This is a genomic window from Streptomyces sp. NPDC049954, assembly GCF_040656295.1.
In the GTDB taxonomy this organism is placed as follows: Bacteria; Actinomycetota; Actinomycetes; order Streptomycetales; family Streptomycetaceae; genus Streptomyces.
In genome coordinates, this window is the sequence record NZ_JBFALS010000015.1 from 107,301 (window position 1) to 132,513 (window position 25,213).

At 71.5% G+C, this 25,213-nt stretch carries 29 protein-coding genes and 3 pseudogenes; 15 read left to right on the top strand and 17 right to left on the bottom strand.

The window, feature by feature from the left end; all coding sequences use genetic code 11:
• Nucleotides 1-6: 6 nt before the first annotated feature.
• The 3 genes from AB0J21_RS28225 to AB0J21_RS28235 all read right to left on the bottom strand — a co-directional run bounded on the left by AB0J21_RS28225 (nt 7) and on the right by AB0J21_RS28235 (nt 2,414).
• The gene (locus AB0J21_RS28225; RefSeq protein ID WP_363148953.1) at nt 7-1,104 is read right to left on the bottom strand and encodes a LysR family transcriptional regulator; all 1,098 of its coding nucleotides are present in this window, start codon (nt 1,102-1,104) and stop codon (nt 7-9) included.
• A 193-nt stretch (nt 1,105-1,297) separates the two neighbouring features.
• Nucleotides 1,298-1,957 carry a hypothetical protein gene (locus AB0J21_RS28230; protein WP_363148954.1) on the bottom strand — a complete coding sequence of 220 codons (660 nt, stop codon included), beginning with the start codon at nt 1,955-1,957 and terminating at the stop codon, nt 1,298-1,300.
• Between the two features lie 13 nt (nt 1,958-1,970).
• On the bottom strand, nt 1,971-2,414 hold the full coding sequence (locus AB0J21_RS28235) for a hypothetical protein (protein ID WP_363148955.1): 444 nt from the start codon (nt 2,412-2,414) through the stop codon (nt 1,971-1,973).
• A 192-nt stretch (nt 2,415-2,606) separates the two neighbouring features.
• Here AB0J21_RS28235 and AB0J21_RS28240 point away from each other — a divergent pair, with 192 nt between their 5' ends.
• From AB0J21_RS28240 to AB0J21_RS28255, 4 genes are all read left to right on the top strand, one after another.
• Entirely contained in the window at nt 2,607-3,668 is a 1,062-nt protein-coding gene (locus AB0J21_RS28240) for a sigma-70 family RNA polymerase sigma factor (protein ID WP_363148956.1), read from the top strand.
• A gap of 210 nt (nt 3,669-3,878) precedes the next feature.
• Entirely contained in the window at nt 3,879-4,802 is a 924-nt protein-coding gene (locus tag AB0J21_RS28245) for an AEC family transporter (protein ID WP_363148957.1), read from the top strand.
• Between the two features lie 172 nt (nt 4,803-4,974).
• Nucleotides 4,975-5,427 carry an SRPBCC family protein gene (locus tag AB0J21_RS28250; RefSeq protein WP_363148958.1) on the top strand — a complete coding sequence of 151 codons (453 nt, stop codon included), beginning with the start codon at nt 4,975-4,977 and terminating at the stop codon, nt 5,425-5,427.
• A 93-nt stretch (nt 5,428-5,520) separates the two neighbouring features.
• Nucleotides 5,521-6,147, top strand: a complete 627-nt coding sequence (locus AB0J21_RS28255; protein WP_363148959.1) for an NUDIX domain-containing protein — start codon at nt 5,521-5,523, stop codon at nt 6,145-6,147.
• A 35-nt stretch (nt 6,148-6,182) separates the two neighbouring features.
• Here the strand turns inward: AB0J21_RS28255 and AB0J21_RS28260 are convergent.
• Nucleotides 6,183-6,569 (bottom strand): annotated as a pseudogene (locus tag AB0J21_RS28260) (cupin domain-containing protein); the annotation flags it as partial.
• A gap of 70 nt (nt 6,570-6,639) precedes the next feature.
• Between AB0J21_RS28260 and AB0J21_RS28265 the strand changes: the two are divergent.
• Nucleotides 6,640-7,692, top strand: a complete 1,053-nt coding sequence (locus AB0J21_RS28265) for a helix-turn-helix domain-containing protein (RefSeq protein WP_363148960.1) — start codon at nt 6,640-6,642, stop codon at nt 7,690-7,692.
• Here AB0J21_RS28265 and AB0J21_RS28270 read toward each other — a convergent pair.
• Nucleotides 7,646-7,858: a hypothetical protein gene (locus AB0J21_RS28270; protein ID WP_363148961.1), complete on the bottom strand. Its 213-nt coding sequence runs from the start codon at nt 7,856-7,858 to the stop codon at nt 7,646-7,648. The genes AB0J21_RS28265 and AB0J21_RS28270 overlap by 47 nt on opposite strands.
• Nucleotides 7,855-8,052: a hypothetical protein gene (locus tag AB0J21_RS28275; RefSeq protein WP_363148962.1), complete on the bottom strand. Its 198-nt coding sequence runs from the start codon at nt 8,050-8,052 to the stop codon at nt 7,855-7,857. Before AB0J21_RS28275 ends, AB0J21_RS28270 begins: the two co-directional genes overlap by 4 nt.
• 106 nt (nt 8,053-8,158) lie before the next feature.
• On the opposite strand from AB0J21_RS28275, the gene AB0J21_RS28280 reads away from it, so the two are divergent.
• The 8 genes and pseudogenes from AB0J21_RS28280 to AB0J21_RS28315 form a co-directional block, all read left to right on the top strand.
• Nucleotides 8,159-8,998, top strand: coding sequence for a helix-turn-helix transcriptional regulator (locus AB0J21_RS28280; RefSeq protein ID WP_363148963.1), 840 nt, complete (start codon nt 8,159-8,161; stop codon nt 8,996-8,998).
• Complete coding sequence (locus AB0J21_RS28285; protein ID WP_363148964.1) at nt 8,995-9,204, top strand: DUF397 domain-containing protein; 210 nt, start codon at nt 8,995-8,997, stop codon at nt 9,202-9,204. Before AB0J21_RS28280 ends, AB0J21_RS28285 begins: the two co-directional genes overlap by 4 nt.
• A gap of 113 nt (nt 9,205-9,317) precedes the next feature.
• The gene (locus tag AB0J21_RS28290; protein WP_363148965.1) at nt 9,318-9,527 is read left to right on the top strand and encodes a DUF397 domain-containing protein; all 210 of its coding nucleotides are present in this window, start codon (nt 9,318-9,320) and stop codon (nt 9,525-9,527) included.
• 60 nt (nt 9,528-9,587) lie between these two features.
• Complete coding sequence (locus tag AB0J21_RS28295; protein ID WP_363148966.1) at nt 9,588-9,797, top strand: DUF397 domain-containing protein; 210 nt, start codon at nt 9,588-9,590, stop codon at nt 9,795-9,797.
• 102 nt (nt 9,798-9,899) lie between these two features.
• Entirely contained in the window at nt 9,900-10,112 is a 213-nt protein-coding gene (locus tag AB0J21_RS28300; protein WP_363148967.1) for a DUF397 domain-containing protein, read from the top strand.
• Nucleotides 10,113-10,133: 21 nt separating this feature from the next.
• A complete protein-coding gene (locus AB0J21_RS28305) occupies nt 10,134-10,343 on the top strand; it encodes a DUF397 domain-containing protein (RefSeq protein ID WP_363148968.1) in 210 nt (69 codons plus the stop codon).
• 197 nt (nt 10,344-10,540) lie between these two features.
• Entirely contained in the window at nt 10,541-11,101 is a 561-nt protein-coding gene (locus tag AB0J21_RS28310; protein ID WP_363148969.1) for a dienelactone hydrolase family protein, read from the top strand.
• A gap of 27 nt (nt 11,102-11,128) precedes the next feature.
• A pseudogene (locus tag AB0J21_RS28315) lies at nt 11,129-11,335 on the top strand (transposase); the annotation flags it as partial.
• Between the two features lie 445 nt (nt 11,336-11,780).
• Here AB0J21_RS28315 and AB0J21_RS28320 read toward each other — a convergent pair.
• Together AB0J21_RS28320 and AB0J21_RS28325 are read right to left on the bottom strand one after the other, a co-directional pair.
• Nucleotides 11,781-12,302 (bottom strand): GNAT family N-acetyltransferase, encoded by a 522-nt coding sequence (locus tag AB0J21_RS28320; RefSeq protein ID WP_363148970.1) that lies wholly within the window; start codon nt 12,300-12,302, stop codon nt 11,781-11,783.
• 206 nt (nt 12,303-12,508) lie between these two features.
• Entirely contained in the window at nt 12,509-13,159 is a 651-nt protein-coding gene (locus tag AB0J21_RS28325; protein ID WP_363148971.1) for a dihydrofolate reductase family protein, read from the bottom strand.
• Nucleotides 13,160-13,253: 94 nt separating this feature from the next.
• Between AB0J21_RS28325 and AB0J21_RS28330 the strand changes: the two genes are divergently transcribed.
• A complete protein-coding gene (locus AB0J21_RS28330) occupies nt 13,254-13,751 on the top strand; it encodes a helix-turn-helix domain-containing protein (RefSeq protein WP_363148972.1) in 498 nt (165 codons plus the stop codon).
• A 141-nt stretch (nt 13,752-13,892) separates the two neighbouring features.
• Complete coding sequence (locus AB0J21_RS28335) at nt 13,893-14,681, top strand: GNAT family N-acetyltransferase (protein ID WP_363148973.1); 789 nt, start codon at nt 13,893-13,895, stop codon at nt 14,679-14,681.
• A gap of 111 nt (nt 14,682-14,792) precedes the next feature.
• Here the strand turns inward: AB0J21_RS28335 and AB0J21_RS28340 are convergent.
• The 9 genes and pseudogenes from AB0J21_RS28340 to AB0J21_RS28380 all read right to left on the bottom strand — a co-directional run.
• A pseudogene (locus tag AB0J21_RS28340) lies at nt 14,793-14,918 on the bottom strand (amino acid ABC transporter substrate-binding protein); the annotation flags it as partial.
• Between the two features lie 210 nt (nt 14,919-15,128).
• Nucleotides 15,129-16,400 (bottom strand): thymidine phosphorylase, encoded by a 1,272-nt coding sequence (locus AB0J21_RS28345; protein WP_363148974.1) that lies wholly within the window; start codon nt 16,398-16,400, stop codon nt 15,129-15,131.
• A 78-nt stretch (nt 16,401-16,478) separates the two neighbouring features.
• On the bottom strand, nt 16,479-16,904 hold the full coding sequence (locus AB0J21_RS28350; RefSeq protein WP_363148975.1) for a cytidine deaminase: 426 nt from the start codon (nt 16,902-16,904) through the stop codon (nt 16,479-16,481).
• A complete protein-coding gene (locus tag AB0J21_RS28355; RefSeq protein WP_363148976.1) occupies nt 16,901-18,181 on the bottom strand; it encodes an ABC transporter permease in 1,281 nt (426 codons plus the stop codon). The genes AB0J21_RS28350 and AB0J21_RS28355 overlap by 4 nt, the downstream gene beginning before the upstream one ends.
• Complete coding sequence (locus AB0J21_RS28360) at nt 18,178-19,383, bottom strand: ABC transporter permease (RefSeq protein ID WP_363148978.1); 1,206 nt, start codon at nt 19,381-19,383, stop codon at nt 18,178-18,180. Before AB0J21_RS28360 ends, AB0J21_RS28355 begins: the two co-directional genes overlap by 4 nt.
• Nucleotides 19,380-20,954 carry an ABC transporter ATP-binding protein gene (locus AB0J21_RS28365; protein WP_363149023.1) on the bottom strand — a complete coding sequence of 525 codons (1,575 nt, stop codon included), beginning with the start codon at nt 20,952-20,954 and terminating at the stop codon, nt 19,380-19,382. Before AB0J21_RS28365 ends, AB0J21_RS28360 begins: the two co-directional genes overlap by 4 nt.
• 315 nt (nt 20,955-21,269) lie before the next feature.
• Nucleotides 21,270-22,334: a BMP family ABC transporter substrate-binding protein gene (locus AB0J21_RS28370; protein WP_363148979.1), complete on the bottom strand. Its 1,065-nt coding sequence runs from the start codon at nt 22,332-22,334 to the stop codon at nt 21,270-21,272.
• A 284-nt stretch (nt 22,335-22,618) separates the two neighbouring features.
• Nucleotides 22,619-23,701 (bottom strand): BMP family ABC transporter substrate-binding protein, encoded by a 1,083-nt coding sequence (locus AB0J21_RS28375; RefSeq protein ID WP_363148980.1) that lies wholly within the window; start codon nt 23,699-23,701, stop codon nt 22,619-22,621.
• Between the two features lie 206 nt (nt 23,702-23,907).
• Entirely contained in the window at nt 23,908-25,146 is a 1,239-nt protein-coding gene (locus tag AB0J21_RS28380) for an amidohydrolase (protein ID WP_363148981.1), read from the bottom strand.
• Nucleotides 25,147-25,213: the final 67 nt, after the last annotated feature.

The following is a 25,213-nucleotide window of genomic DNA, read 5'->3' on the forward strand; positions in this document are numbered from 1 at the left end:
GTGCGCTCATCCGTTGACGGAGTCGTGGCCGTGCGCGGGGTCGGGCAGGAGGCGGCCACGGCGGGAGAGCAGGAAGCGTTTGAAGGCGGCGACGGGCGGGCTGTCGTGGTGCCCTTCGCGCCAGGCGAGGCCGATCTCGCGGACGGCACGCGGCGTGGTGACGGTCAGTTCGGCGACTCCGGGCCTCGGGACGGCGGGCGGCGGCAGGAGCGCGACGCCGAGTCCGGCGGCGACGAGACCGCGCAGGGTCTCGGCCTCCTCGCCCTCGAAGGCCACCTTGGGCCGGAATCCGGCCTCGGCGCACAGCGCGTCGGTGATGCGGCGCAGTCCGTAGCCCGCTTCGAGGGTCACGAAGGTCTCCTCGGCGGCCTCGGCGAGCCGGACCCCTCGGCGGGCGGCGAGCCGGTGGTCCTCGGGGACGACGAGGCGCAGCCGTTGTTCGTCGAGCCGGCGGGCGACGAGGTCGGGCGCCTCGGGCACCGGCGAGGTCAGGCACAGGTCGAGTTCACCGGACCGCAGCCGCTCCAGCATGGCCTCCCCGTAGGTCTGCACGAGGGTGAAGCGGATGCGGGGGTGCCCGGCGCGGAAGGCGCGGATCAGTCCGGGCACGGTCTCGGAGCCGAGGGTGTGCAGGAAGCCGAAGGCGACCTTCCCGGTGGCCGGGTCGGCGTCGGCGCGGACCTCCTCGGCGGCGCGTTCGACCTCGCCGAGGGCGCGTTCGACGCTCACGAGGAAGGTGCGGCCGGCCGGGGTCAGGGACAGGGTGCGGCCGCGCCGGGCGAACAGCGACACCCCGAGGTCGTCCTCCAGCCGGGCCAGCGCGCGCGACAGGGTGGACTGCGGTACCCGCATGTCGTGCGCGGCCCGCGTGACGTGCTCGGTGCGGGCGACCCCGGCGAAGGCGGCGAGACGCGGCGCGAGCACGGCGGGCCACGACCCGGGATCGAGGGCGGCGACGGGCCGGGCGGCGGGGGCGGCCGGGAGGCCCCCGCCCTGGTCCGGCCCCGCCGGGGCGCCGGTCGGGATGTCGGCCGAGGCACCTGCCGTGAGGTCCCGTACATCCTGGTCATGACGTGCGTGACGTGCGTGACTGTTCCGCGACATGTCCCCTTCTGAAATCCGCTCATGCTTCATGGGATGGATTATCGCGTTTCGATGCATTGACGGCATGAGTGGAGGGGGCCCAGGTTCGTTGTTCCTGGCACCTGGCACCTGGCACCTGGCACCTGGCACCTGGCACCTGGCACCTGGTGCGACTGGAGACGATCCTCGCACTGGGCGCCTCGGACTCCCCGGGTCACCAGTCGGTGAGATCGATCAAGCGGGAACAGTGCGGATCGCCGATGTCGCCCGGTACGGCCCGTTCCACCTCCTCGACCAGGGAGGGAAGAGCCGCGAGCAGGGCGGTCAGGGCCCCGGACAGCCGTACGTCGGCGGCGACCACGTCGGTGTCCTCCTCGTGGTCGGCGTACAGGCGCATCCGGTCGGAGCCCTGGAGGAGGAATCCTCGCAGCCTCGGGTCGGGCTGTTCCTCGGTCCAGGGGTAGGTGAGGGTGCGCAGGATGGTGAAGGCGTTGTCGCGCTCCCCCGGGCCGACGGGAACGACCCGCGCCGGATCCACCTGGATGAGGGTCATGCCCATCACCGTGCCGACACGGCTGCTGGTGAAGATCTGGGTGCCGGTGTTCAGGGCACGCACGAGGCCGAGGACGTCGTGCGCGCCCGTCAGCTCCTCAGCGTCGTCGACGGTGCGCAGGGGGATCTCCCAGGCCGTCAAGCCATCTGGAACACCGTCCCGTTGTGGGCCAGTGACGATCCGGACCCCTGCGGCCGGGGACGGCGAGGGCAGGACACCCCGGATGAACCGGCCGTCGGGCAGGGGGGCGTGGATGTGGTGCAGCAGCAGACGGACGATGTCCGCCTGCTGCTCCGCGATGTCGTCGTACGTGAGAGTCACGCGTCAGAGAATGTCACTGATTGAGCCAGTTCGGGCACCTGTTCATGCCCTTGCAGTAGGCGGTGATGACACCGATCTTCTGGCCGGCGCCGGCGTCGTAGGCTCCGTCCGCGGTCTTGCGGGCGTACTGGACGATCACGATGACCTGCACACGGCGGTTGCCGTTCCAGGCGTAGGCCCAGTATTCGAGGCGGGCGCCCTTCTTCTTGTCGGGCTTGCCGTTGATGGCGGCGTTGACGATCTTGCACTTCTTGATGTTGTGCGGACCGGAGAAGTGCTTCCAGCCGAGCTTGCCGTTGCCGGCGCGGGTGGGGATCACCCGGTCGTCCCAGTCCTTCTGCTTGCACTTGACGGTCTTGTCCCAGGCCGGTGCGGCATGGGCGGGTGCAGTGAGGCTGCCAGCGAGAAGGGCCGTTGCGGCGAGGGTCGTTGCCGCCCCCGTTGCGATCCTTTTCATGAACCGACCATGCCCTGCCCGGTGGCCGCATACACGCCAATATGCTCACTTATGCACGCCAAGTACTGGTTCCCGGGCACCGAGGGCCGCCGCGCTGTATCCGATCCCCCGTTGTCAGTCGCTCCCAGTAACGTCCTCGTCAGTGCCGTCGCGATGTCGCGGCGCGCCGTGCGGCCATGGGGGTGGTGAGGGATGGGCGAGATCGCGCGGACCACGAGGAAGCCGGGTCCGGAGCTGGGTCCGGGGCCGGGTCCGGGTCCGAATCCGGAGCTGGGTCCGGAGCTGGGTCCGGGTCCGGGTCCGGGTACGGATCTGGAGGAGTACCGGGTCGAACTGACCGGCTACTGCTACCGGATGCTGGGTTCGGTCTTCGAGGCCGAGGACGCGGTGCAGGACACGATGGTGCGGGCCTGGCGTGGTCTCGGCAGGTTCGAGGGCCGGTCCAGTCTCCGTTCCTGGGTGTACCGCATCGCCACCAACGTGTGCCTGGACGCGCTGAACGCGGGCAGCCGCAGGGCGCTGCCGATGGATCTGTCGCAACCGCAGACCGTCGCCACGGCGGTGCTGAAGACGCGTGCGGAGCCGACCTGGCTGGAGCCGGTCCCGGACGCCAGGGTGCTGCCGCAGGGCGCGGCGGACCCGGCGGAGGCGGCGGTGGGCCGCGAGTCGGTGCGGCTCGCGTTCGTCGCGGCGCTCCAGCGTCTGCCGGCGAGGCAGCGCGCGGTGCTGATCCTGCGCGAGGTGCTGGCGTGGCGGGCGAGCGAGGTCGCCGAGTTGCTGGGGACGACGGTCGCGTCCGTCAACAGCGCGCTCCAGCGGGCCCGGGCCACGCTCGCGGAGAGCCCGGCGCGCGAGAGCGATCCGGCCGCCCCGCTCGACGGGGAGCAGCAGAAGCTGCTGGCCCGCTATGTCGCGGCCTTCGAGGGGTACGACATGGAGGCGCTCACGGCGGTGCTGCACGAGGACGTCGTGATGTCGATGCCCCCGTACGACCTGTGGATCCAGGGCCCGCGGAACTTCACGGACTGGATGCTGGGCCCCGGCGCCGTGTGCCGGAACTCAAGGCTGAGACCGACGGTGGCGAACGGCGCGCCCGCCTTCGCGCACTATCACGCGGAGTCTGACGGGGGGTTCAGCCCGTGGGCGCTCCAGGTGATGGAGGTGCGGGACGGCCGGGTTCTGGGGGTGCACTGCTTCATGGACACCGCCCGCTGGTTCCCGCTGTTCGGCCTGCCGATGCGGCTGGAGGGCTGAGGGGCCCGGGCCCGGCGGTTCCGTCTCGCCGCAGGGCCCGGCCACCCCTCGCCCGCCGACGTTCCGGGCCCGGTGACCACCTGCTGACCTGCGCCTTGACCCGGTCACGTGCCGCCGGACAATTGTCTGCATGCCTCATGGAACCGGGCCGGGCGCCGGCCCCCGCCCTCCGATACCGGCCCCGCCCCTGCTCGGTCCGGGGGCGGTTCTGTGCGCGGGGTGCTGACGGGCTTCTGGGTGATCGCCGCCGTCATCGCGGTGGGCTACGCGCTGGGCCGCAGTGGCCGGATCGGGGACAACGGGCGGGAGGTGCTGACCCGGCTGGCCTTCCATGTGGCCACCCCCGCGCTGCTGTTCACGACGCTCGCGCAGGCCGACCTGTCGGTGATCCTCTCGGGCAAGCTGCTGGTCACGGTGTGTGCGACGGCGGCGGTCTCGGGGATCTTCGTGGCGGTCGCGGCGGTACGGCGCTGGGGTGTGGGCGCGGGCACGATCGGGGCGTTGTGCTCGGGGTACGTCAACGCGGGCAATCTCGGCATCCCGATCGCCGTGTACGTACTGGGGGACGCCTCGCTGGTGGCCCCCGTGCTGCTGTTCCAGCAGATCGTGGCGACTCCGGTGGCGCTGACGGTCCTGGACCTGAGCCGCCCGGACCGGCAACACGGCGGTCTCGTACGGCGGATGCTGACGCCGTTGCGCAACCCGGTGGCGGTGGGCTCGCTGTCGGGGGTGCTGGTCTCGGCGGCGGGGCTGCGGGTGCCGGGCCCGGTCCTGGACCCGCTGACGCTGATCGGCAACATGTCGGTGCCGGCCGTGCTGCTGGCCTTCGGCATCTCACTGTGCGGCGCGACACTGCCGGGCCGGGGCGCGGACCGGGGCCCGGTGCTGCTGTCGGCGGCGCTGAAGGCGGTCGGGCAGCCACTGATCGCGTGGGCGCTCGCGGCGGGCCTCTTCGGTCTGGGCGGACACGATCTGCTGGACGTCGTGGTGACCTCGGCGCTCCCGGCGGCGCAGAACCTCTACACGTACGCCTCCCGGTACGGGGTCGCGGAGCGGCTGGCCCGCGAGTCGATCCTGTTGTCGACGATCGCGGCGGTCCCGGTGCTGGTGGTGATCGCGGCGCTGCTGGGCTGACGGTGCCGCTTGGGGCGCCGGGGGCGACCGGGCCCCCGGACGGAGGAACGCGGGCGGGTCGAGGCGTCCGGGGCCGTACCCGGGGGAAGGGGAGAGTCCTGGAGCCGTCGTGGGCCCGCCGGGCCCCGGGCTCCCGCCGCCCGCAACGGCCCGCAACGGAGCGAGGAACCCGATGATCCACGTCGAGCGCGTCATGACCGTCCCTGTCCCCCTGGACGAGGTGGTGGCCTACCTCTCCGACTTCGCGCACGCCGTGGACTGGGACCCGGGCACGGTCGAGTGCACCCGGGCCGACGGGGAGGAGGGGCCGGTGGCCTCCGGCGCGCGCTGGCACAACGTCTCCGAGTTCCGTGGCCGCAAGACCGAACTCACCTACCGGCTCGACCGGTTCGAGCCGGACCGGCTGGTGTTCCAGGGCCACAACAAGACGGCCTCCACCACCGACGACCTGTCGTTCAGCCCGGCCGAGGACGGCGGCACCACCCGCATCGCGTACCACGCGACGATCGGCTTCAAGGGCGTCGCGGCGCTCGCCTCCCCGTTCCTGCGCAGGGAGTTCGAGAAACTCGGCGACGAGATCACCAGGACGCTCCCGGACGCGCTGGTACGGCACGCGCGGGGCTGAGCCGGGACGGGACCGGAGAGCGGCACGCGCACCTCTCGGGGCCGGGGGCCGGAAACCGGACCGCGCGCCCACGCCGCCTGGCAGGCTGCCGTCATGCGTATACGACGACGCGCGGCCCGGGTGGCCGTCGTGGCCCCTGACTGGGCGGTCCACCTCTTCCACTACGACAACCCGGAGGTCGGCGAGCACTGGGCGCTGCCCGACGGCGGACTGGAACCGGGCGAGAGCCCGCGCGAGGGGGCGCTGCGCGAACTGCGCGAGGAGACCGGCTGGACGGACCTCGAACCGGCCGGTCCGCTGTGCCTGTGGGAGCACGACTTCACCCGCGCCGACGTCCGGGTGCGCCAGCACGAGCACGTCTACCTGGCGTACGGCCCCCGCCGCGATCCGCAGGGCGACCTGAGCGCCGCGCACGCGGCGGACCGCATCGAGTACGGCCGCTGGTGGCCCCCGGCCGAACTCGCGGCCACGGACGACGCGCTGTGGCCACCCCGCTCCCGGAACTGCTGGCCGCCGTACGGGAACGGGGGCTGCCCGAGCAGCCGGTGGACCTGGGGTTCGTGGCGGCCGGGGGCTGAGCGCCGACGCCTACGGGGCCGACGTCACTCGGCGCGCTCCCCGGCCTCCCGGCCACCGCCGCCCCGCTCCAGCCGCTCGATGGAGGAGAGCACGCGGCGGGCGTTCCCGGGGCCCCTGAGCTGGTGCGCGGTCTCGTCGTAGCCGCCGCCCTCTCCCTCGTCCCCGCCCTCCCACTCGTGCCCCGTCGTCGCGTCCACGTGCTCCGGTACCGGGTCGTGGGCGTCCCCGACGGTGGAGGTCCCGGCGGGTTCGAGCAGGAGCAGGGACGCCCCAGTGGGGGCGGAGGGGCGGTGCCAGACGCCGCGCGGGACGGTGAAGACCGAACCGGCGGGCAGGACGACCTCGCGTTCGGCGCCGTCCTCGCGCAGGGCGATCCGCAGTTCTCCCTCGGTCACGAGGAAGAACTCGTCGGTGTCCTCGTGGACGTGCCACACGTGCTCGCCCTCCGCTTTGGCGACGCGGACGTCGTAGTCGTTGACGCGGGTCACGATGCGGGGGCTCCAGCGCGCGTCGAAGGAGTCGAGGACGGCGGACAGCGAGCGGGGCTGCGAGTCGGGCTTCATGACGTCCATCCTGCGCGAGCCTGACGCTCGCCGGGAGTGCTCGTGCCGCAGCAGGCACTAGGAATGGCACATGGCGCAAGAATCCTCGCACGCTTCCGGTACGCGGACGCCGGAAGCCCCGCACCGGGTCGTCGTCCTCGTGGACGAGGGCTCGAACCCCTTCGAGCTGAGCTGCGCGATCGAGGTCTTCGGCCTGGACCGTCCCGAGCTGGGCCGCACGCTGTACGGGTTCTCGCTGTGCGCCGAGCAGCCGCTGACCCGGATGCGGCAGGGCTTCTTCACGCTCACCGGGGTCGGACCGCTGACGGCCCTGGAGCACGCCGACACCGTGATCGTGCCGAACCGGCCCGACGTGGAGGTGCCCAGGAGCCCGGCCGTCCTGGACGCGATCCGCGCGGCGCACGCGCGCGGCGCCCGGCTCCTCGGCTTCTGCTCGGGGGCGTTCACGCTGGCGGAGGCGGGCGTACTGGACGGCCGCCGGGCCACCGCGCACTGGCAGTGGGCGCGCGAGTTCCGCGAGCGGTTTCCCGCCGTACGTCTGGAGCCGGAGGTCCTGTTCGTGGACGACGGCGACATCCTGACCGCCGCGGGCAGCGCCGCCGCACTCGATCTCGGGCTGTACGTCGTGCGGCGCGACCACGGCGCGGAGATCGCGAACGCGGTGAGCAGACGACTGGTGTTCGCGGCCCACCGGGACGGCGGCCAACGGCAGTTCGTGGAACGGCCGCTGCCCGACGTCCCGGACACCTCGCTGGGGCCGCTGCTGGAGTGGGCGGGAGAGCGGCTGGCTCAGCCGTTGACGGTGGCCGCACTCGCGGAACAGGCCGCGACCAGCCCCGCGACGCTGCACCGACGCTTCCGGTCCCAGCTCGGGACGACACCCCTCGCCTGGCTGAACACCCAACGCATCGCGCTCGCCTGCCGGTTGATCGAGGCCGGGGAGGAACGGACGGAGGTCGTCGCCCGCCGGTCGGGGCTCGGCACGGCGGCGAATCTGCGAGCGCGGCTGAAGAAGGAGACCGGGTTGAGCCCGGCGGCGTACCGGCGGCGGTTCACGGAGGCCCCGACCACGGCTGTCACTCCTGCCGCCGGATCGAACGCCGCAGCGCGTTCTCCTCGTTGACCCGTTCCCGCAGCCGCCGCAGCACCACGGACTCGTCGCCGGCCTCCTCACCCTCCCGGCACCGCGCGCACGCGCACGGCGGGAACCGCATCGGGTTGAACTCGACCGGTACGGGCTCGGGCTCGGGCCAGGGCTCGGGCTCCGCGTCCCGCTCGGGCGCCGTCACGACGCGTTCCGCAGGCAGCCAGTGGCCTGCCGGTGCCGCCGGAGCAGCACGCGGCAGTCGGTCGCCCTGCTGAAGTCCCGCGCGGCGTTGGCGAGGGCCTCGGCCGCGCCGAGTTCCCGGCACGTCCCGCACTCCCCGGCCGTGGCCTCGCGCGCCGGTTCCGATCCGCCCGGGGAGCCGTTGTTCGCAGACACAGGTAACTCCTCTCCGTAGTCACTCGACTACCGTGGCGACTCAGATTGGCCTAGGATCAGAGCCCCTTCAAGTAATCGGAACCGAAGGAAGGGCCGGGTCTCCAACGTGGTCAACATCAAGGAATTACGCCCCGAACGCAGCGCGCGAGCGGCCTTCGGCGCCCATCTGCGCAGGCTGCGCGAAGCACGCGGGTGGAGCCAGGAGGACCTGGCCGGTCCCATGGAGTACTCCAGTCAGCACATCTCCGCCGTGGAAACTGACCGCAAACCGCCGACCCTTCGCTTTTCGCGTAAGGCCGACGTCGTCTTCGGCACCGCCGGAACCGATGACTCGTTCGAGCGGCAGTGGCGGGAGATCCGGCACGGGAACCTGCTGGAGGGGTTCCAGGAGTACGTGGTCTATGAGGGGCGGGCGGTGGAGCTCCGGCTCTACAACATCGGCATCATCCCGGGCTTGTTGCAAACCCCGGAATACGCGCGAGTCTTGGCGGACAGCGCCGTACAGCGGAGAGCGATCACTCCCGAGCAAGCTACCGAGCGAGTGACCTTCTTGACTGAACGGCAGGCAGCTTTGGCCAGGGACCCCGCTCCCATGGTGTTCGTGACCATGGACGAAAGCTGCATCCGCCGTCCTGTTGGCGGGCCCGCAGTCATGGACGCTCAGTTGGCGCGTCTTATCGAGTTCGCCGAGCAGCCCAACACTCTGCTCCAGGTGGCTCCCTACGAGATAGGCGAGCGCCGCACACTCAACCTGCCCGTCAACCTCTTGACACTGTCGGATCGATCCGTGATCTGCTATGCAGAATCCCAGGCGCAGGGGAACCTGGACCGTGAGCCCACATCCGTGCTCCCCATGCTGACGGCCTACCATCAACTGCACGCCGAAGCGCTGTCTCAGGCGGCATCCGTGGCCATGATCAGCCAGTTACGAAAGGGCACCCCGTGACGACCGAAACCCTCCGCTGGTTCACGTCCTCCTACAGTGACAATGGCGGCGACTGCGTCGAGGTCGCCGCGAACCTCGCCGCCTCGCACGGTCTCGTCCCGGTCCGTGACTCCAAGAACACCCACGGCCCGGTCCTGAACCTGCCCACCGAGGCGTTCACCTCCCTCGTGGAGGGCATCAAGGCGGGCGCCCACGGCACCGTCTGAGCGAACGGAACCACTCGGAAGCCCACCGCGCCTCGCGCGGTGGGCTTTCCGCTGCCCCACAAGGGGAATGCTCCCTCCGACCGGACAGTCGGCCACTGACGAAGGGGCATCCCGTGACGACCGAAACCCCACGCTGGCGCACGTCCTCCTACAGCAACAACGGCGGCCAGTGCGTCGAGATCGCCACCAACCTGGCCACCATCCACGGAATCGTCCCGGTCCGTGACTCCAAGAACGCCCACGGCCCGGTCCTCACCCTCCCCGCCCCCGCGTTCGCCTCCCTCATCGAGGGCATCAAAGCTGCGGGCCACGCGGCCCGTTGAGCGAACTGCGTCAAAGGCGTCCACGCTCGAACCTCCTACCACTGACGAAGGGAGACCCCTGTGACGACCGAATCCCCCCACTGGCGCACGTCCTCGTACAGCGACAACGGCGGCAACTGCGTGGAGGTGGCCACCAACCTGGCCGCCACCCGCCGAATCGTCCCGGTCCGCGACTCCAAGCACACCCGAGGACCGGTCCTCAGCCTCTCCGAGGACGCGTTCGCTTCCCTCATCGCGGAGATCAAGTCCGGCGCGCACGAGGTTGCCTGACCAACGGGGAACGAGGCACCCCGGATCCCCGCCCGCGTAGCCTCACGCTTCCTGTGGAAGCCCCCTCTGCTCCACACGGCCGACTTACGAAGGGACACCCTCGTGACTACTGAAGCGCCCCATTGGTTCAAGTCGTCCTACAGCGACAACGGCGGCCAGTGCGTCGAAATCGCCACCAACCTCGCCATCCCGCACGGTCTCGTCCCGGTGCGCGATTCCAAGCAGGCCCACGGCCCCGTCCTGAGCCTGCCCACCGAGGCGTTCACCTCGCTCCTCGCAGGCATCAAGTCCGGCGCGTACGGCTCCGCCCGGTAACGCGACAGAAGGAGGCCCCTCGTGACGACCGAACTCCCCCGCTGGCGCACTTCCTCCTACAGCGACAACGGCGGCGACTGCGTGGAGGTCGCCACCAACCTCGCCGCCACCCACGGACTCGTCCCGGTCCGCGACTCCAAGAACCCGCACGGCCCGGTCCTCAACCTCCCCACCGACGCGTACACCCCCTTCCTCACGGGCGTCAAAGCCCGCGTACGGGCGGTCATTTAGCGCCCTGGCCAGGCGGGCCGACGGAGGCGGGAGGGGCAGGAGGGTGGACTCCCTGCTCTCGGTGCACCGGTGCACCAGTGACGACGTAGAGCCTGGTCGAACTGGCCCTCCCGGGGCGTGTATCGAAAGTGCTGGTCACAGCAATCGCTCGGCGGCGAGCACGGAAGTCCGGCGTCGCTGTACGGCACTATGACGCCATGAGCCATATCGCGCTTTTCCATTCCGTTCTCGGCCTGCGGCCAGCCGAACTCCGCGCCGCCGAGCGACTGCGTCGCGCCGGGCATGAGGTCATCACGCCCGATCTCTTCGGCGGCGAGACCGCGGTCACGCTCGACCAGGGGTTCCAACTGCTCGACCGGATCGGCTGGGCAGTGGTGGTCAAGCGCGCTCGGCAGGCCCTCACGGGGATGCCGGACGAGACCGTGCTCGTCGGCTTCTCCATGGGCGTAGGTGTCGTCACCGATCTCTGGTCCGAGCGTCCCGATGCGGCCGGCGTTATTCTTCTGCACGCCACTGCCGATCTTCCCGAATCTGTTCGGCCAGGTCTCAGAGTGCAGTTGCACGTCGCTGAACCGGACGACTTCGCGCCGCCCGAGCGCGTTGCCGCCCTCAGTGAGGCGGCGAAGGAAGCCAGCGTTGCTCTGGAGGTGTTCCGTTACCCGGGCGCCGGCCACTTCTATACCGATCGTGACGTCCCCGACCACGACGCGGCCGCAGCCGAGCTGACCTGGCGCCGGGTGCTGGGCTTTCTCGCTTAGGGTCTTACGCCAAAGGCGCACCTTCATCTGACTGACAAGCGATGGGTAGTACCGGAGCCTCTGTTGCCTACGGGCCGGAAACCCGGCCGGCCGCCGATACAGACCCGGCGACAGCTGATCGACGGCGTACGGTTCCCGGTTCGTACGGGCATTCCGCGGCGGCAGTTGCCCGACCGGTATGGACCGTGGGGCCGGGTGTACGACCTGTTCCGTCGCCGGCAGAGGGACGGCACCTGGTACCGGATCTGCACCGCCCTCCAAGCTCGGGCGGACGCGAAGGACCTGATCACCTGGGATCTCAACGTTGACTCCACCCTCGTCCGTGCCCAGCAGCACGCCGCCGGGGCCGCCCGGCGGCCTCGCCAGATCCGTCGCGGGGTGGGCGGTACCTCGCGGGAGCGTGAGCGCATGCTCGGCCCGCATCCGGGACAGCCCGCACCTACGGCAGACCAGACGCCTCGGCCTGAACGGGATCCGGCCTCCGCGATCGGAGTCGCCGGACACGGGAATGACGAGTGCCGCCGCCGCGCAACCAGGGCATCGCACCATGATCGAGCTGAGGAATTCGTACTCGGTACTGCGCGGATCCCGGAACCGTCCAGAGGCCATGCGGTGAGTATGCAACCGCCCGGCAGGCAAGCGCATCAGGTTTCGGTCCGTCCTGCTGCCCGGCACCCGGTCATCCGTCAGGAGCCGACGAGGGGTGTATACCGAGGTCCTTCACGTACCGGTGGGCCGGCACCAGTACCGGTACGTCCGGGCCGGGTGCGTGGTGGTCGAAGAGGCCCTCGTCCTGCCAGCCCCGCCGTGCGTAGAAGCGGCGGGCACGGGCGTTGCCGGCCACGACGGCGAGCCAGGCCCGCCGGTGGCCGGCCCTCGCGACCAGGTCCTCGGCGGCGGACAGCAGGGCGGGGGCGACAGCCGTGCCACGGTGAGCGGCGCCGACGTAGACCTGTTCGACCTCGTCCCCGGCCACCATGACGAAGCCCGCCACCCGGCCGTCCACCACAGCGACGACCGTGTCCTTGACGCGTTGTGCGGCGCGTACGTCGAAGGAGTCCCGTGGGCGGGCCTCGACCAGCGCGGCGGGGACGTTGCCCCGGTGGCCGTCGCCCCAGCCGTGGTACCAGATGTCGGCGACCGCCTCGGCGTCGCCGGGACGTGCGGGCCTCAGTTCCAGGGGGCGGGTTTCGGCGCTCATGGGGTCATCCAACCGCAGGGGCCTCCCAAACACCGCGCCCTTAAGGGAGTTGGGCCTCCTGGGCCGCATCGTGCAGGAGCTGTGCGTCGCGGCCACCCGTGGTGCGTGCCGGGTCCCGCCACGCCACACCCGTCCGGCCCCGGACCCGTATGCCGTCGATCAGTCGCCTCCGGGGTCACACGGCCGGTCGCCCCGCCCTCCTCCCCTCAGGCCCGGTCGGCGGTGGTCCGGTTCCAGAAGTGGTGGACGAGGCCGCTCGCCGAGGACACCGACTCGACGGTGAAGCGGTCCTGGACTCCGGCCAGTCCGTCCCACATCGAGACCCCGGCGCCGAGGGTGACGGGCACCGTGATCAGGTGCATGAAGTCGATGAGGTCGGCCGCCAGGAACTGCCGGACGGTGGAGGGGCCACCGCCGACGCGGATGTCCCGGCCGCCCGCGAGGTCCTGGGCGTAGGCCAGCGCGTCCGCAGGTGTGGCGTCGAGGAAGTGGAAACTCGTCCCGTTGTCGAAGTGGAGGGGGTCGCGGCGGTGGTGGGTGAGCACCACCACGGGCGTGCGGAAGGGAGGCGCGTCACCCCACCAGCCCCGCCACTCGTCGTCGGTCCACTCGCCGGTCTGCGGGCCGAACTTGCTCCGGCCCATGATCTCGGCCCCGATGCCCTGGGCCCACGTGCTCGCGAGGGCGCGGTCGAGGGTGATCGGGTCGTCGACGGCGTCCACCCCGTCGATGGCCCGCCCGTCGAAGCGCGCGAACATGCCCTCGGCGCCGCCCATGGGTTTTTCGAACGTGATCGTCTCGCCTGCGCTGTAGCCGTCCAGGGACACGTGAAAGTTGTGCACGCGGGCCTTGGCCATGCGTTCCACCTCCAGTGAGTGATTGCGATCAGCAACTGGTTGACGAACCTTACGATGGAGGAGTTGCGAGTCGCAATCAGTCAGGAGGTGAGCGATGCGCGCGGAGCCACGTTCGGGTTGTGCGATCAACGCCGCGGTGGAGGTCCTGGGCGACCCGTGGACCCTGATCGTGCTGCGTGACGTGATCTTCGGGGGGCGTCGCCACTTCCGCGAGCTGATGACCCGGAACGACGAGGGCATCGCGTCCAACGTTCTCGCCAGCCGCCTGCGCAAGCTCGTCGAGGACGGTCTGCTCACCCGTGACGACGCCACGCGCGGTCAGAAGGCGACCTACACCCTCACCGAGGCCGGTATCCAGACCCTCCCCGTGATGGTCGCCCTCGGCGCGTGGGGCCTGCGGCACCGGCCCACCACCCCGGAGCTCGCGGTGCGCGCCCGCCTCCTCGCGGAGGGCTCCCCGCACCTCGTCGGTGAACTCATGGACGAGCTGCGCGAGATCCACCTCGGCATCCCACGCGAGAACCCCACGAGCCCCTCCGCTTCCGAGCGGTTGCGGCAAGCGTACGAAGCCGCTCGGGCACAGGGTCTCTGACGGCCGCCGCTCGCAGGCCCCCTGGACGGTGACGCGGCGGGCGCTGCCGGGCGGGCCCCCGCCGAAGCCCGGCGGCGGCAGGCGGCGGGGGCCGGGGGAAACCCAGTGGTGCGGTGGCCCTGCCCGTGCTGGAGTGACCGGATGGACCATGCGGAAGTACTTGCCCTGTTCGACCGCCAGCTCAGGCGCGAGGCGCAGTCCGACAGCCCGGGGGCCCGGGTCGAGCGGGACGGTGACGTCGTGCGGCAGGCCGGAGCGGAGCACGACTGGAACGGTGTCCTCTGGTCGGACCTCGACCAGGCCACGGCGGACGCGGCGATCAGGGAGCAGGTGCGGTACTTCACCGCGCTCGGGCGCGAGTTCGAGTGGAAGACGTACGCCCACGACCGTCCCGGCGACCTCGGAAAGCGGCTGGAGGCGGCCGGGTTCACGCCCGAGCCGCAGGAGGCGGTCATGGTCGCGCCGGTCCGGGACCTGGCCACCGACACCGTGCTGCCCGAAGGCGTCCGCCTGTGTCCGGTGACCGACCCCGCCGGGGTGGACCTCGTCGCGGACGTCCACGAACAGGCCTTCGGCACCAGTGGCGCCCGCCTGCGGCAACATCTGCTCGCCCAGCTCGCCCAGAACTCGCAGACCCTCAGCATGGTCGTCGTGATGGCAGGGGACCAGCCCGTGTGCGCGGCGCGGATGGAACTCAACCCGGGTACCGAGTTCGCCGGTCTCTGGGGCGGCGGCACCGTGGCCGCCTGGCGGGGCAGGGGCATCTACCGGGCCCTGGTCGGCCACCGCGCCCGGACCGCCGCCCACCTCGGCTACCGCTACCTCCAGGTCGACGCCACCGACCAGAGCCGCCCCATCCTGCAACGTCTCGGGTTCACCGTCCTGAGCACCACGACTCCGTACGTCTACGATCCCCACCGCGCGCCGTAGGGACGTACGTCAGGACGCTCGCACGCGCCACGCGGGGGACGGCCTCGTGTCCGGTGGACGGGGCCCCGGGTCCGGGCCGTCCCGCTGCCGCCCTCGCCCTCACCCTCGCCCTCAGCCGACGTGCAGGACCCGGAAGCGTTCCGGGTCCGCCGGGTCGCGGTCGGCGACCTGGACCGGTGGCCAGGCCCACTGCCATACGCCGGTGCCCGGGGGGCGCGAGAAGCGGATCGGACCGCGCCCTGGACGTCGTCCTGCGCTCGGCCGGTCCCCGGGCCCGACTGGCGGAGCGGGACCGCCGGTTCTGCCGGAGCGGCGGGGGCGACGGGGGCGGCGGGGGCGGCGGGGGCGGCGGGGGCGGCGGGGGCGGCGGGGGCGGCCGGGGCGCGGGGCCGGTCCCCGGCCGGTGAACGGCCCCCGCCCCGCACCCCCTCGTACGTCAGCCGGACGTCAGCTCACCCGGTCCATGACGATCGCCCCGGCGTCCGGCGCCTCGTCGGTGATGTCGTACGCGGACTCCAGGGACTCCAGGGCGTACGCGAAGCGGTCCGGGGTGTCGGTGTGGAGGGTGAGGAGGGGCTGTCCGGCGCGGACCGGGTCGCCCGGCTTGGCGTGGATCTCGACTCCGGCGCCCGCCTGCACCGGGTCCTCCTTGCGGGCGCGGCCCGCGCCCAGGCGCCAGGCGGCGACGCCCACGTCGTACGCGTCGAGGCGGCCGAGGACGCCGTCGCGTCCGGCGGTCACGACGTGTGTCTCGCGGGCCGTGGGCAGCGGGGCGTCCGGGTCGCCGCCCTGGGCGGCGATCATGCGGCGCCACACGTCCATCGCGGAGCCGTCGGCGAGGGCCTTCGCGGGGTCGGCGTCGGTGAGCCCGGCGCCGTCGAGCATCTCGCGGGCCAGGGCGAGGGTCAGTTCGACCACGTCGGCGGGGCCGCCCCCGGCCAGGACCTCGACGGACTCGCGTACTTCGAGGGCGTTGCCGGCGGTGAGGCCGAGCGGGGTGGACATGTCGGTGATGAGGGCGACGGTGCGCACCCCGTGGTCGGTGCCCAGGCCCACCATCGTCTCGGCGAGTTCGCGCGCGTCGGCCGCGTTCTTCATGAAGGCGCCGGAGCCGCACTTGACGTCGAGGACGAGCGAGCCGGTGCCCTCCGCGATCTTCTTCGACATGATCGAGGAGGCGATGAGCGGGATCGCCTCGACGGTGCCGGTGACGTCGCGCAGCGCGTACAGCTTCTTGTCGGCGGGGGCCAGCCCGTCACCGGCGGCGCAGATCACGGCGCCCGTCGTGTCGAGGACGTGCATCAGCTCCTCGTTGCTGAGGGCGGCGCGCCAGCCGGGGACCGACTCCAGCTTGTCGAGGGTGCCGCCGGTGTGGCCGAGGCCCCGTCCGCTGAGCTGCGGGACGGCCGCCCCGCACGCGGCGACCAGCGGCGCGAGCGGCAGGGTGATCTTGTCGCCGACGCCGCCCGTGGAGTGCTTGTCGGCGGTGGGGCGGGAGAGCGCGGAGAAGTCCATGCGCTCGCCGGAGGCGATCATCGCGGCGGTCCAGCGGGCGATCTCGCGGCGGTTCATGCCGTTGAGGAGGATCGCCATGGCCAGCGCCGACATCTGCTCGTCGGCGACCGTGCCCTTCGTGTAGGCGTCGACGACCCAGTCGATCTGCGCGTCGCTGAGTTCGTCCCGGTCGCGTTTGGCGCGGATGACGGAGATGACGTCCATGGCAGGTCTCCAAGAGATCGGAAAACGAGAAGGACGCGGGCCCGGCACGCCTGGCGCCGGGCCCACGAGGTGGTGTGTTCAGAGCTTGTCCGGGCCGAAGGCGTCCGGGAGTTGCTGGGCCAGCGTGCGGATCCCGGCGGCCGTCTCCAGCAGGAGGCCGGGGCCGCCGTGCTCGTGCAGGAGCTGACGGCAGCGCCCGCAGGGCATGAGGACGGCGCCGGTGCCGTCCACGCACGTGAAGTGGGTGAGGCGGCCGCCGCCGCTGAGCTGGAGCTGCGAGACCAGTCCGCACTCGGCGCACAGGCTCAGCCCGTAGCTCGCGTTCTCCACGTTGCAGCCGCTGACGGTGCGGCCGTCGTCGACGCGGGCGGCGGCGCCCACCGGGTAGCGGGAGTACGGGGCGTAGGCGCTGCGCATCGCGGAGCGCGCCGCCTCCCGCAGCCGGTCCCAGTCGGCGGGGCCGAACTCGAAGGCCCCCGCCGGCTGCCCCGCGCCTTCCGTCATCCGCCCTGGCCCTTCCGGTACGGCAGTCCGTCGGCCTTCGGCATCCGCAGCCGCTGCGCGGACAGCGCGAGGACCAGGAGCGTCACGACGTACGGCGTCATGCTGACGAACTGGGAAGGCACCTCGTCGCTCAACAGGTACCACACGAGCAGCAGCGCGGCGGCGACCGCCGTGACCGCGCCCGGCAGGAACCGCCTGCGCCAGATCAGGTAGCCGACGGCGAAGACGAGCAGGAAGACGAGGAGCAGCAGGACGGCGTGCACGTTCTCGCCGCCGCCGCGCAGCCGCAGGCTGTCGGTGTAGCCGAACAGGCCCGCGCCGAGCGCGAGTCCGCCCGGCATCCAGTTGCCGAAGATCATCGCGGCGAGGCCGATGTAGCCGCGCCCGCCGGTCTGGCCCTCCAGGTAGATGTTGGAGGAGACCAGGGACAGGAAGGCGCCGCCGAGACCGGCGAAGCCGCCCGAGATGATCACCGCGAGGTACTTGTACTTGTAGACGTTGACGCCGAGGGACTCGGCTGCCACCGGGTTCTCGCCGCAGGAGCGCAGCCGCAGCCCGAAGCTCGTCCGCCACAGCACCCACCAGCTCGCGGGGACCAGCAGGATCGCGATGAGGGTGAGCGGGGACAGGTCGGTGAGGACGCCGCCGAGCAGGCCGGCGACGTCGGAGACGAGGAACCAGCCCTTGTCGCCGAGGTCGTGCAGCCCGTCGGCGACCCCGGGCACGGTCCACGTCCCGAGCGAGTCGATGGGCGGGGACTGCTTGGCCGTACCGCCGTCCACGTCCGCGAAGGTGAAGATCGACAGGTAGCGGGTCGCGCCGAGGGCGAGGATGTTGATGGCCACACCGGAGACGATGTGGTTGACGTTGAAGGTGATCGTGATGACCGCGTGCAGCAGTCCGCCGATCGCGCCGCCGAGGATGCCGAACACGATGCCGGTCCACGGCCCCCACTGGTAGCCGGCCCACGCGCCGAACCAGGTGCCGAGGATCATCATGCCTTCGAGGCCGATGTTGACGACGCCCGCGCGTTCCGCCCACAGTCCGCCGAGCCCGGCGAGGCCGATGGGCACGGCCAGGCGCAGCGCGGCGGACATCTGGCCGGTCGAGGTGATGCCGTCGGCGCCGGTGATCAGCCGCACCACGGAGGTCAGGACCAGCAGGCCCGCGACGAGCAGCAGGACGACGGGCAGGCTCAGCTTGCGGGCGGGCGGCTTCGCCTGCGCCGCGGGCTTGTTGACGTCGGTGGACGTCGTCGGTGTGCTCTGGGTGCTCATCGGGCAGCCGCCTCCTTCTGGGGCTCGTCACACGACGGGACGGCGGCGGCCGCCGCTGCCAGTTCGAGGCCCACGCGCCGCTGCTGGCGGCGCAGGCCCCACAGCCGGACCTGCTCGTACGCGACCACCACGGCGATCACGATGAGGCCCTGCATGATGGTCGCGATCTCCTTCTCGTAGCCGTTGTAGTCCAGGACGGACGAGGCTTTGTCGAGGAAGGCGATCAGCAGGGCGGAGACCGCGATGCCGGCCGGGTTGTTGCGGCCGAGCAGGGCGATCGTGATGCCGGTGAAGCCGAGTCCGCTCGGGAAGCTCTGGCTGTAGGTGTGGGTGTCGCCGAGCAGGATGGGCAGCCCCGCGAGGCCCGCGACGGCACCCGAGATGAGCATCGCGGTGAGCGTCATGCGCTTGGCGCTGACCCCGCTCGCGGCGGCGGCCGACTCGGAGGCGCCCGAGGCGCGCAGGTCGAAGCCGAAGCGGGTGCGGTTGAGGACGAGCCAGTAGACGATTCCGGCGGCGACGGCGACGAAGACGAAGCCGTAGATCTCGCCGGCCGCGCCCATCCCGATGCCGGGGAACCAGCCGGCCTTGTCCATGACGCCGGTGGTCTGGTTGTTGCCGACCGGGACGCCGAAGTTGTCGGTGAGGCACAGCCACACGATGAGGCTCGTGGCGATCGAGTTGAGCATGATCGTCGCGACGACCTCGCTCACCCCGCGGGTCACCTTGAGGAGCCCGGCGATCCCGGCCCAGATCGCGCCGGTGAGCATCGCGACGACGATCAGTACGGGGATCTGGAGGACCGAGGGCAGCGCGAGGTGGAAGCCGACGATGGCGGTGACGGCGGCGGCCAGCCGGTACTGGCCGTCGACGCCGATGTTGAACAGGTTCATCCGGAAGCCGACGGCGACCGCGAGGGCCGCGAGGTAGTACACCCCGGCCTGGTTGATGATGAGGACCTGCTGGTCGGAGTAGCCGATCTGCTCGGACATGAGCTGGAAGGGCTCGATGGGGTTCTTGCCGGAGGCGACGAGCACGATGCCGGTCAGGACGAGGGCGACGACCAGCGCGATGACCGGTCCGGCCACCGCGAGCAGGACCCGCTCCTTGTCCCACTTCTTGGCGGGCGCTGCGGCCTTGACGGGCCCCGCGGCCGCGTTCGGCCGCGCGCCCGGCGCCTGGTTCGCGGAAGGGTTCGTCATCGGGAGGTGCCCTCCGGCTGCTCCGGTACGGTGTTCTGGCTGCGGGGCCGCCCGGACGCGGGGCCGTGGGCCTCGGTGTCCTCCAGGTGGCCGGTGGCGGCGCCCGTCATGGCGGAGCCAAGCTCCTCGGGGGTGATGCTCGCCGGGTCGGCGTCGGCGACGAGCCGGCCGCGGTAGATGACGCGGAGCGTGTCGGACAGGCCGATCAGCTCGTCGAGGTCGGCGGAGATCAGCAGGACGGCGAGCCCCTCGCGGCGGGCCTCGCGGATCTGGTCCCAGATCTGGGCCTGCGCGCCGACGTCCACGCCCCGGGTGGGGTGCGCGGCGATCAGGAAGCGCGGCTTGTGGCTCATCTCGCGGCCGACGATCAGCTTCTGCTGGTTGCCGCCGGACAGCGATCCGGCCGTCACGTCGATGCCGGGGGTGCGCACGTCGTACTCCGCGACGATGCGCCGGGTGTCCTCCTGCGCGGCCTTCGGCGTGAGCCAGAAGCCCTTCGCGGCGGGCGCCTCGGTGACGTGGCCCAGCATGCGGTTCTCCCACAGCGGGGCGTCCAGCAGCAGCCCGTGGCGGTGCCGGTCCTCGGGGATGTAGCCGACGCCGTGCTCACGCCGCTTGCGGGTGGGCCACGGGGTGATCTCCTCGCCGCCCAGCAGGATGCGGCCGGAGTCGGCGCCCTTGAGGCCGATGAGCGCGTCGATGAGTTCGGTCTGCCCGTTGCCCTCGACACCGGCGATGCCGAGGACCTCGCCCTCGTGGATCGTGAAGCTCACGTCGTCGAGCACCGGCCGCCCGCCGTCGGCCAGCAGCTGAAGGTTCTCGACGCTCAGCAGGGCCTTGTCGGTGACGGTGGACTCGGCGGTCTCCGGGGTGGGCAGTTCGCTGCCGACCATGAGTTCCGCGAGCTGCTTGGGCGTCGTCTGCGACGGGATCGCGGTGCCCACCGTCGTACCGCGCCGGATGACGGTGATGTCGTCGGCGACGGACAGCACCTCGCCCAGCTTGTGCGAGATGAAGATGACGCTGAGGCCCTCGGCCTTGAGTTCGCGCAGGTTGTCGAAGAGCGCGTCGACCTCCTGCGGGACGAGGACGGCGGTCGGCTCGTCGAGGATGAGGGTGGTCGCCCCGCGGTAGAGGACCTTCAGGATCTCCACGCGCTGGCGTTCGGCGACGCCGAGGTCCTCGACGCGGGCGTCGGGCCGCACGTTGAGCCCGTAGCGCTCGGAGATCTCCACGATGCGGCGGCGGGCGGCGCCGCCGATCCCGTGCAGCTTCTCGCTGCCGAGGACGGTGTTCTCCAGGACGGTGAGGTAGTCGGCGAGCATGAAGTGCTGGTGCACCATGCCGATGCCGCGGGCGATCGCGTCGGCCGGGGAGCCGAAGACGGCCTCGGCGCCGTCGACCCTGATGACGCCCTCGTCCGGCTTCTGCATGCCGTAGAGGATCTTCATCAGGGTGGACTTGCCGGCCCCGTTCTCGCCGACGAGGGCGTGCACGGTGCCCTTGCGGACGCTGAGGTGGATGTCGTGGTTGGCGACGACGCCCGGGAAGCGCTTGGTGATGCCCGCCAGTTCGACCGCGGGCGCCCGGCCCTCGGCCGGGGGGCTTTGAGACGCGTTGATGGCGCATTCTCCTCGGAAGGGGGGCCCGCGTGCGCAACGCCCCGGGACTGACGGAGGTGGAGCTGGGGCCGGTCGCCCGGCCGGGGACGGGCGGGCCGCGGAGCCAGGCCGTCCGTCCGGGTCAGTGTGCCCGCGCCGCCGTCCGAAGCGGGGCCCGGGGAGCGCACACATCCTCCCCGGGCCCCGTTCCGGCGCGGTGTCGCGGCGGTTTCCGCCGCTCCCCGCCCCGGCCCGGCGAGCGGGCGGGAGCGGTGGACCGGCCGGTCAGCTGGTGGTCTTGACCTTGACCTTGCCGTCGGCGATGTCCTTCTTCGCCTGCTCGATCGCCTTCTGGATCTTCGCGTTGCCGGAGAACTCCGGGTTGGAGCCGGCCAGGTCCACGCCGCCGGAGGCGAGGTCGGCGCGGACCACGCCGGCCTCCGGCTTGCCGTCCTGGACGGACTTGACGAGGTTGTAGACCGCGCCGGACACGTCCTTGGTGGCGGAGGTCAGGATGTGGTCCTTGTACTTCGCCAGCGGCTTCTGCGCGTACTGGTCGGAGTCGACGCCGATCGCCCAGACCTTGGCGGTCGCGGCGGCCTCGATGACGCCCTGCCCGGAGAGGCCCGCGGCCTGGTAGACGACGTCGGCACCGGCGTCGATCTGGCCCTTCGCGGCCTCCTTGCCCAGGTTCGGGCTGGAGAAGCCGCCGTCCTCGGCCTTCTCGGTCAGGTACTGCTTCTCGATCTTGATCTTCGGGTCGACGGACTGGACGCCCTGGACGAACCCGGCCTCGAACTTGTGGATCAGCGGCACGTCGACGCCGCCGACGAAGCCGACGTGCTTGGCCTTGGTGCTCATGGCGGCGGCGACACCGGCCAGGTAGCTGCTCTGCTCCTCGTGGAAGACGAGGTCCGCGACGTTCTTCGCGTCGATCGTCTCGTCGTCGACGATGCCGAAGGTGGTCTTCGGGTGCTTCGCCGCGACCTCCTTGATGGCCGGGGCGTAGGAGTAACCGACACCGATCACCGGGTTGTAGCCCTGCTTGGCGAGCTGGTCGAGGCGGGCGGCCTTGTCGGCGTCGGACTCGCCGTCGGTCGGCTCGATGTCCTTGCCGCCGAGGTGGAAGTCCTTCTCTGCCTTCTCCATGCCGGCGTACGCGGCATCGTTGAAGGACTGGTCGCCCTTGCCGCCGACGTCGTAGGCGAGGGCCAGACCCTTGCCCTTCGAGCTGCTGCCGCTGTCCTTGTCGGCGGCCGCGTCACTGGACGTGCCACCGCAGGCGGTGACGGAGACGGCGAGGGCGGCGGTCGCAATGCCTGCGGCAGCGATTCGGGACAGGCGGCGCATGAGCGGGACTCCTTGTGTGCAGCGCCCTTGGCAGGCGCAAGGTTCGCCGCAGCGTAACGCGCGTAGACAGAACAGAAAACCCCGTATGTCCACCCGTTATCCACCTGTGCCTAAGCCCGGTGAACGGCGCTGCACACTCAGCGATGAGCCGCAGGTGCGGGCGGCCGGGACGGCCCGGGGGCGTGCGGGGGCTCCGGTCACGAAACGCGCACAGGGGCGCGCCGGGGCGTACGGCTACGGTCACCGTACGCGCCCGGACGCGCCCCTGCGGGGTGCGGGCGGGGTCAGGAGCTGGGGACGGTGATGCTGCCGTCCTTGATCCCGGCCTCGGCCTTCTTGACGGCGGCGACGACGTCGGTCATCGCGGTGTACTTGGGGTTCGCGGTGGAGAGCCCGACCCGGCCGGAGGCGAGGTCGAAGCGGGTCTCACCGGTGACGGGCTTTCCGTCGACCACGGACTTGCTCAGGTCGTAGACGGCGCCGCCGACGTCCTTGAGCGCCGAAGTGAGGATGTGGTCCTTGTACTTGGCGAGCGGCTTCTGCTTGTACTGGTCGGAGTCGACGCCGATCGCCCAGACCTTGGCGGTCGCGGCGGCCTCGATGACGCCCTGCCCGGAGAGCCCGGCCGCCGCGTAGAGCACGTCGGCGCCCTTGTCGAGCTGGCCCTTGGCGGCCTCCTTGCCCAGGTTGGGGCTGGAGAAGCCGCCGTCCTCTGCCTTCTCGGTCAGGTACTGCTTCTCGACCTTGATCTTCGGGTCCACGGACGCGACGCCCGCCTTGAAGCCCGCGTAGAACTTGTGGATCAGGGCCACGTCGACGCCGCCGATGAAGCCGACGTGCTTGGCCTTGGTGACCTTCGCGGCGGCGACCCCGGCGAGGTAGGAGCCCTGCTCCTCGTGGAAGACGAGGTCGGCGACGTTGCCGGCCTTGACCGTGTCGTCGTCGATGATGGCGAAGGTGGTCTTCGGGAACTTCGGCGCGACCTCCTTGACGGCGGGCGCGTAGGCGAAGCCGACCCCCACGATCGGGTTGTAGCCCTTGGTGGCGAGCTGGGTGAGCCGGGCTACCTTGTCGGCGTCGGACTCGCCGTCGGTCGGCTCCAGGTCCTGCCCGCCGATCTTGAACTCGGCGCGGGCCTTCTCGTAGCCGGAGTACGCCGAGTCGTTGAAGGACTGGTCGCCGCGCCCGCCGACGTCGTAGGCCAGGCCGATGCCCTTGCCCTGGTAGCCGGTGGAGGAGGCGGAGCTGCCGCCGCCCTTCTCCTCCTTCTGCGCGGACTCGCCGCTGGTCTCGCCGCAGGCGGTGGCGGTCAGGGCGAGGGCGGCGATCCCCACGGCCACGCGGGTGTACCTCGAAATGTGACGCACGGGGAACTCCCCTTCTCCAGGCGCTCGTTCGACGTGGTCGTCGGCGCTGATCCGGTCCGCACAGTAACGCGCGTAGAAGGCCGGGCTAAGGGGGTGGGAAGGGCCGTTATCGATTCGTGCCAACGGCCGGTTACGGCGCCGTGAACGAGCGTGACGAAGGGGTGGCAAAGGGGGTGCCGGTCGGGGCCGGGCCCCCTTCGCCGTCCTCAGGACGCGTCGAGCAGGGCGGCGGCCGTGAAGAGTTCGACGCCGACGGTGATGGCCGCCTCGTCCACGTCGAAGTCCCCGCGGTGCAGGTCGCGCGTGGTGCGGTCGCCGGGCGGCCGCACCCCGAGGCGGGCCATCGCGCCGGGCACCTGCTGGAGGTACCAGGAGAAGTCCTCGCCGCCCAGGCTCTGTTCGGTGCCCTCGACGGAGTCGGCGCCGCGCCGCGCCGTCATCGCGTCCCGCAACAGGTCGGCGACCTCCCCGTCGTTGACGACCGGGGGCACCCCGCGCACGTAGCTGATCTGGGTCTTCGCCCCGTACATCGTGGAGATCTCGTCGATCGCGGCGTGCACGGCGTCGGGCGCGGAGTGCCAGGTCGCGAGGTCGAGGCAGCGCACGGTCCCGGCCAGTTCGGCGTGTTGCGGGATGACGTTGTTGACGTGCCCGGACTCGATGCGTCCCCAGGTCACCGAGAGGCCCGAGCGGGCGTCGACGCGGCGGGCGACGAGCGCGGGCACGTCGGTGGCGACCTTGGCGACGGCGGTGACGAGGTCGGTGGTGAGGTGGGGGCGCGCGGTGTGCCCGCCGGGGCCGTCCAGCGAGATCTTGATGCTGTCGCAGGCCGAGGTGATGGGCCCGTGCCGCAGCCCGATGCGCCCGGCGTCGACCTTCGGGTCGCAGTGCACGGCGACGATCCGGCCGACCCCTTCGAGGACCCCGGAGCGCACCGCGTCGGCGGCGCCGCCGGGCAGCACCTCCTCGGCGGGCTGGAACAGCAGCCGCACCGGGCGGGGCAGCAGCCCGCGTTCCAGCAGGTCGGCGAGGACGAGCCCGGCGCCGAGGACGACGGTGGTGTGCACGTCGTGCCCGCAGGCGTGGGCCCGGCCGGGCACGGTGGAGCGGTACGGGGCCTCGGCCTTGGTGTCCGGGATGGGCAGCGCGTCGATGTCGGCGCGCAGCGCGAGCATGGGCCGCCCGCCGTCCCACGTGCCGACGTCGCACACGAGTCCGGTGCCGCCGTCGAGGACGCGCGGCATCAGCCCGGCCTGCTCCAGCCGGGCCTTGATCGCCTGCGTCGTACGGAACTCCTGGTGGCCCAGTTCCGGGTGCGCGTGGAGGTCGCGCCGGAAGGCGGTCAACTCCTGACACAGACCGGCCGGCAGGTCGGTCAGCGCACCGGGGAGGGCGGCTCCGGGCGTGACGGCGGTTTCGGACACGGGGGCTTCGAGGTCGCTCACCCTTCGAAGGGTAAGGCGGCCCGAAGGTCAACTAGCCCATGGTGTGGAAAAGTTCACCGGGATTGAC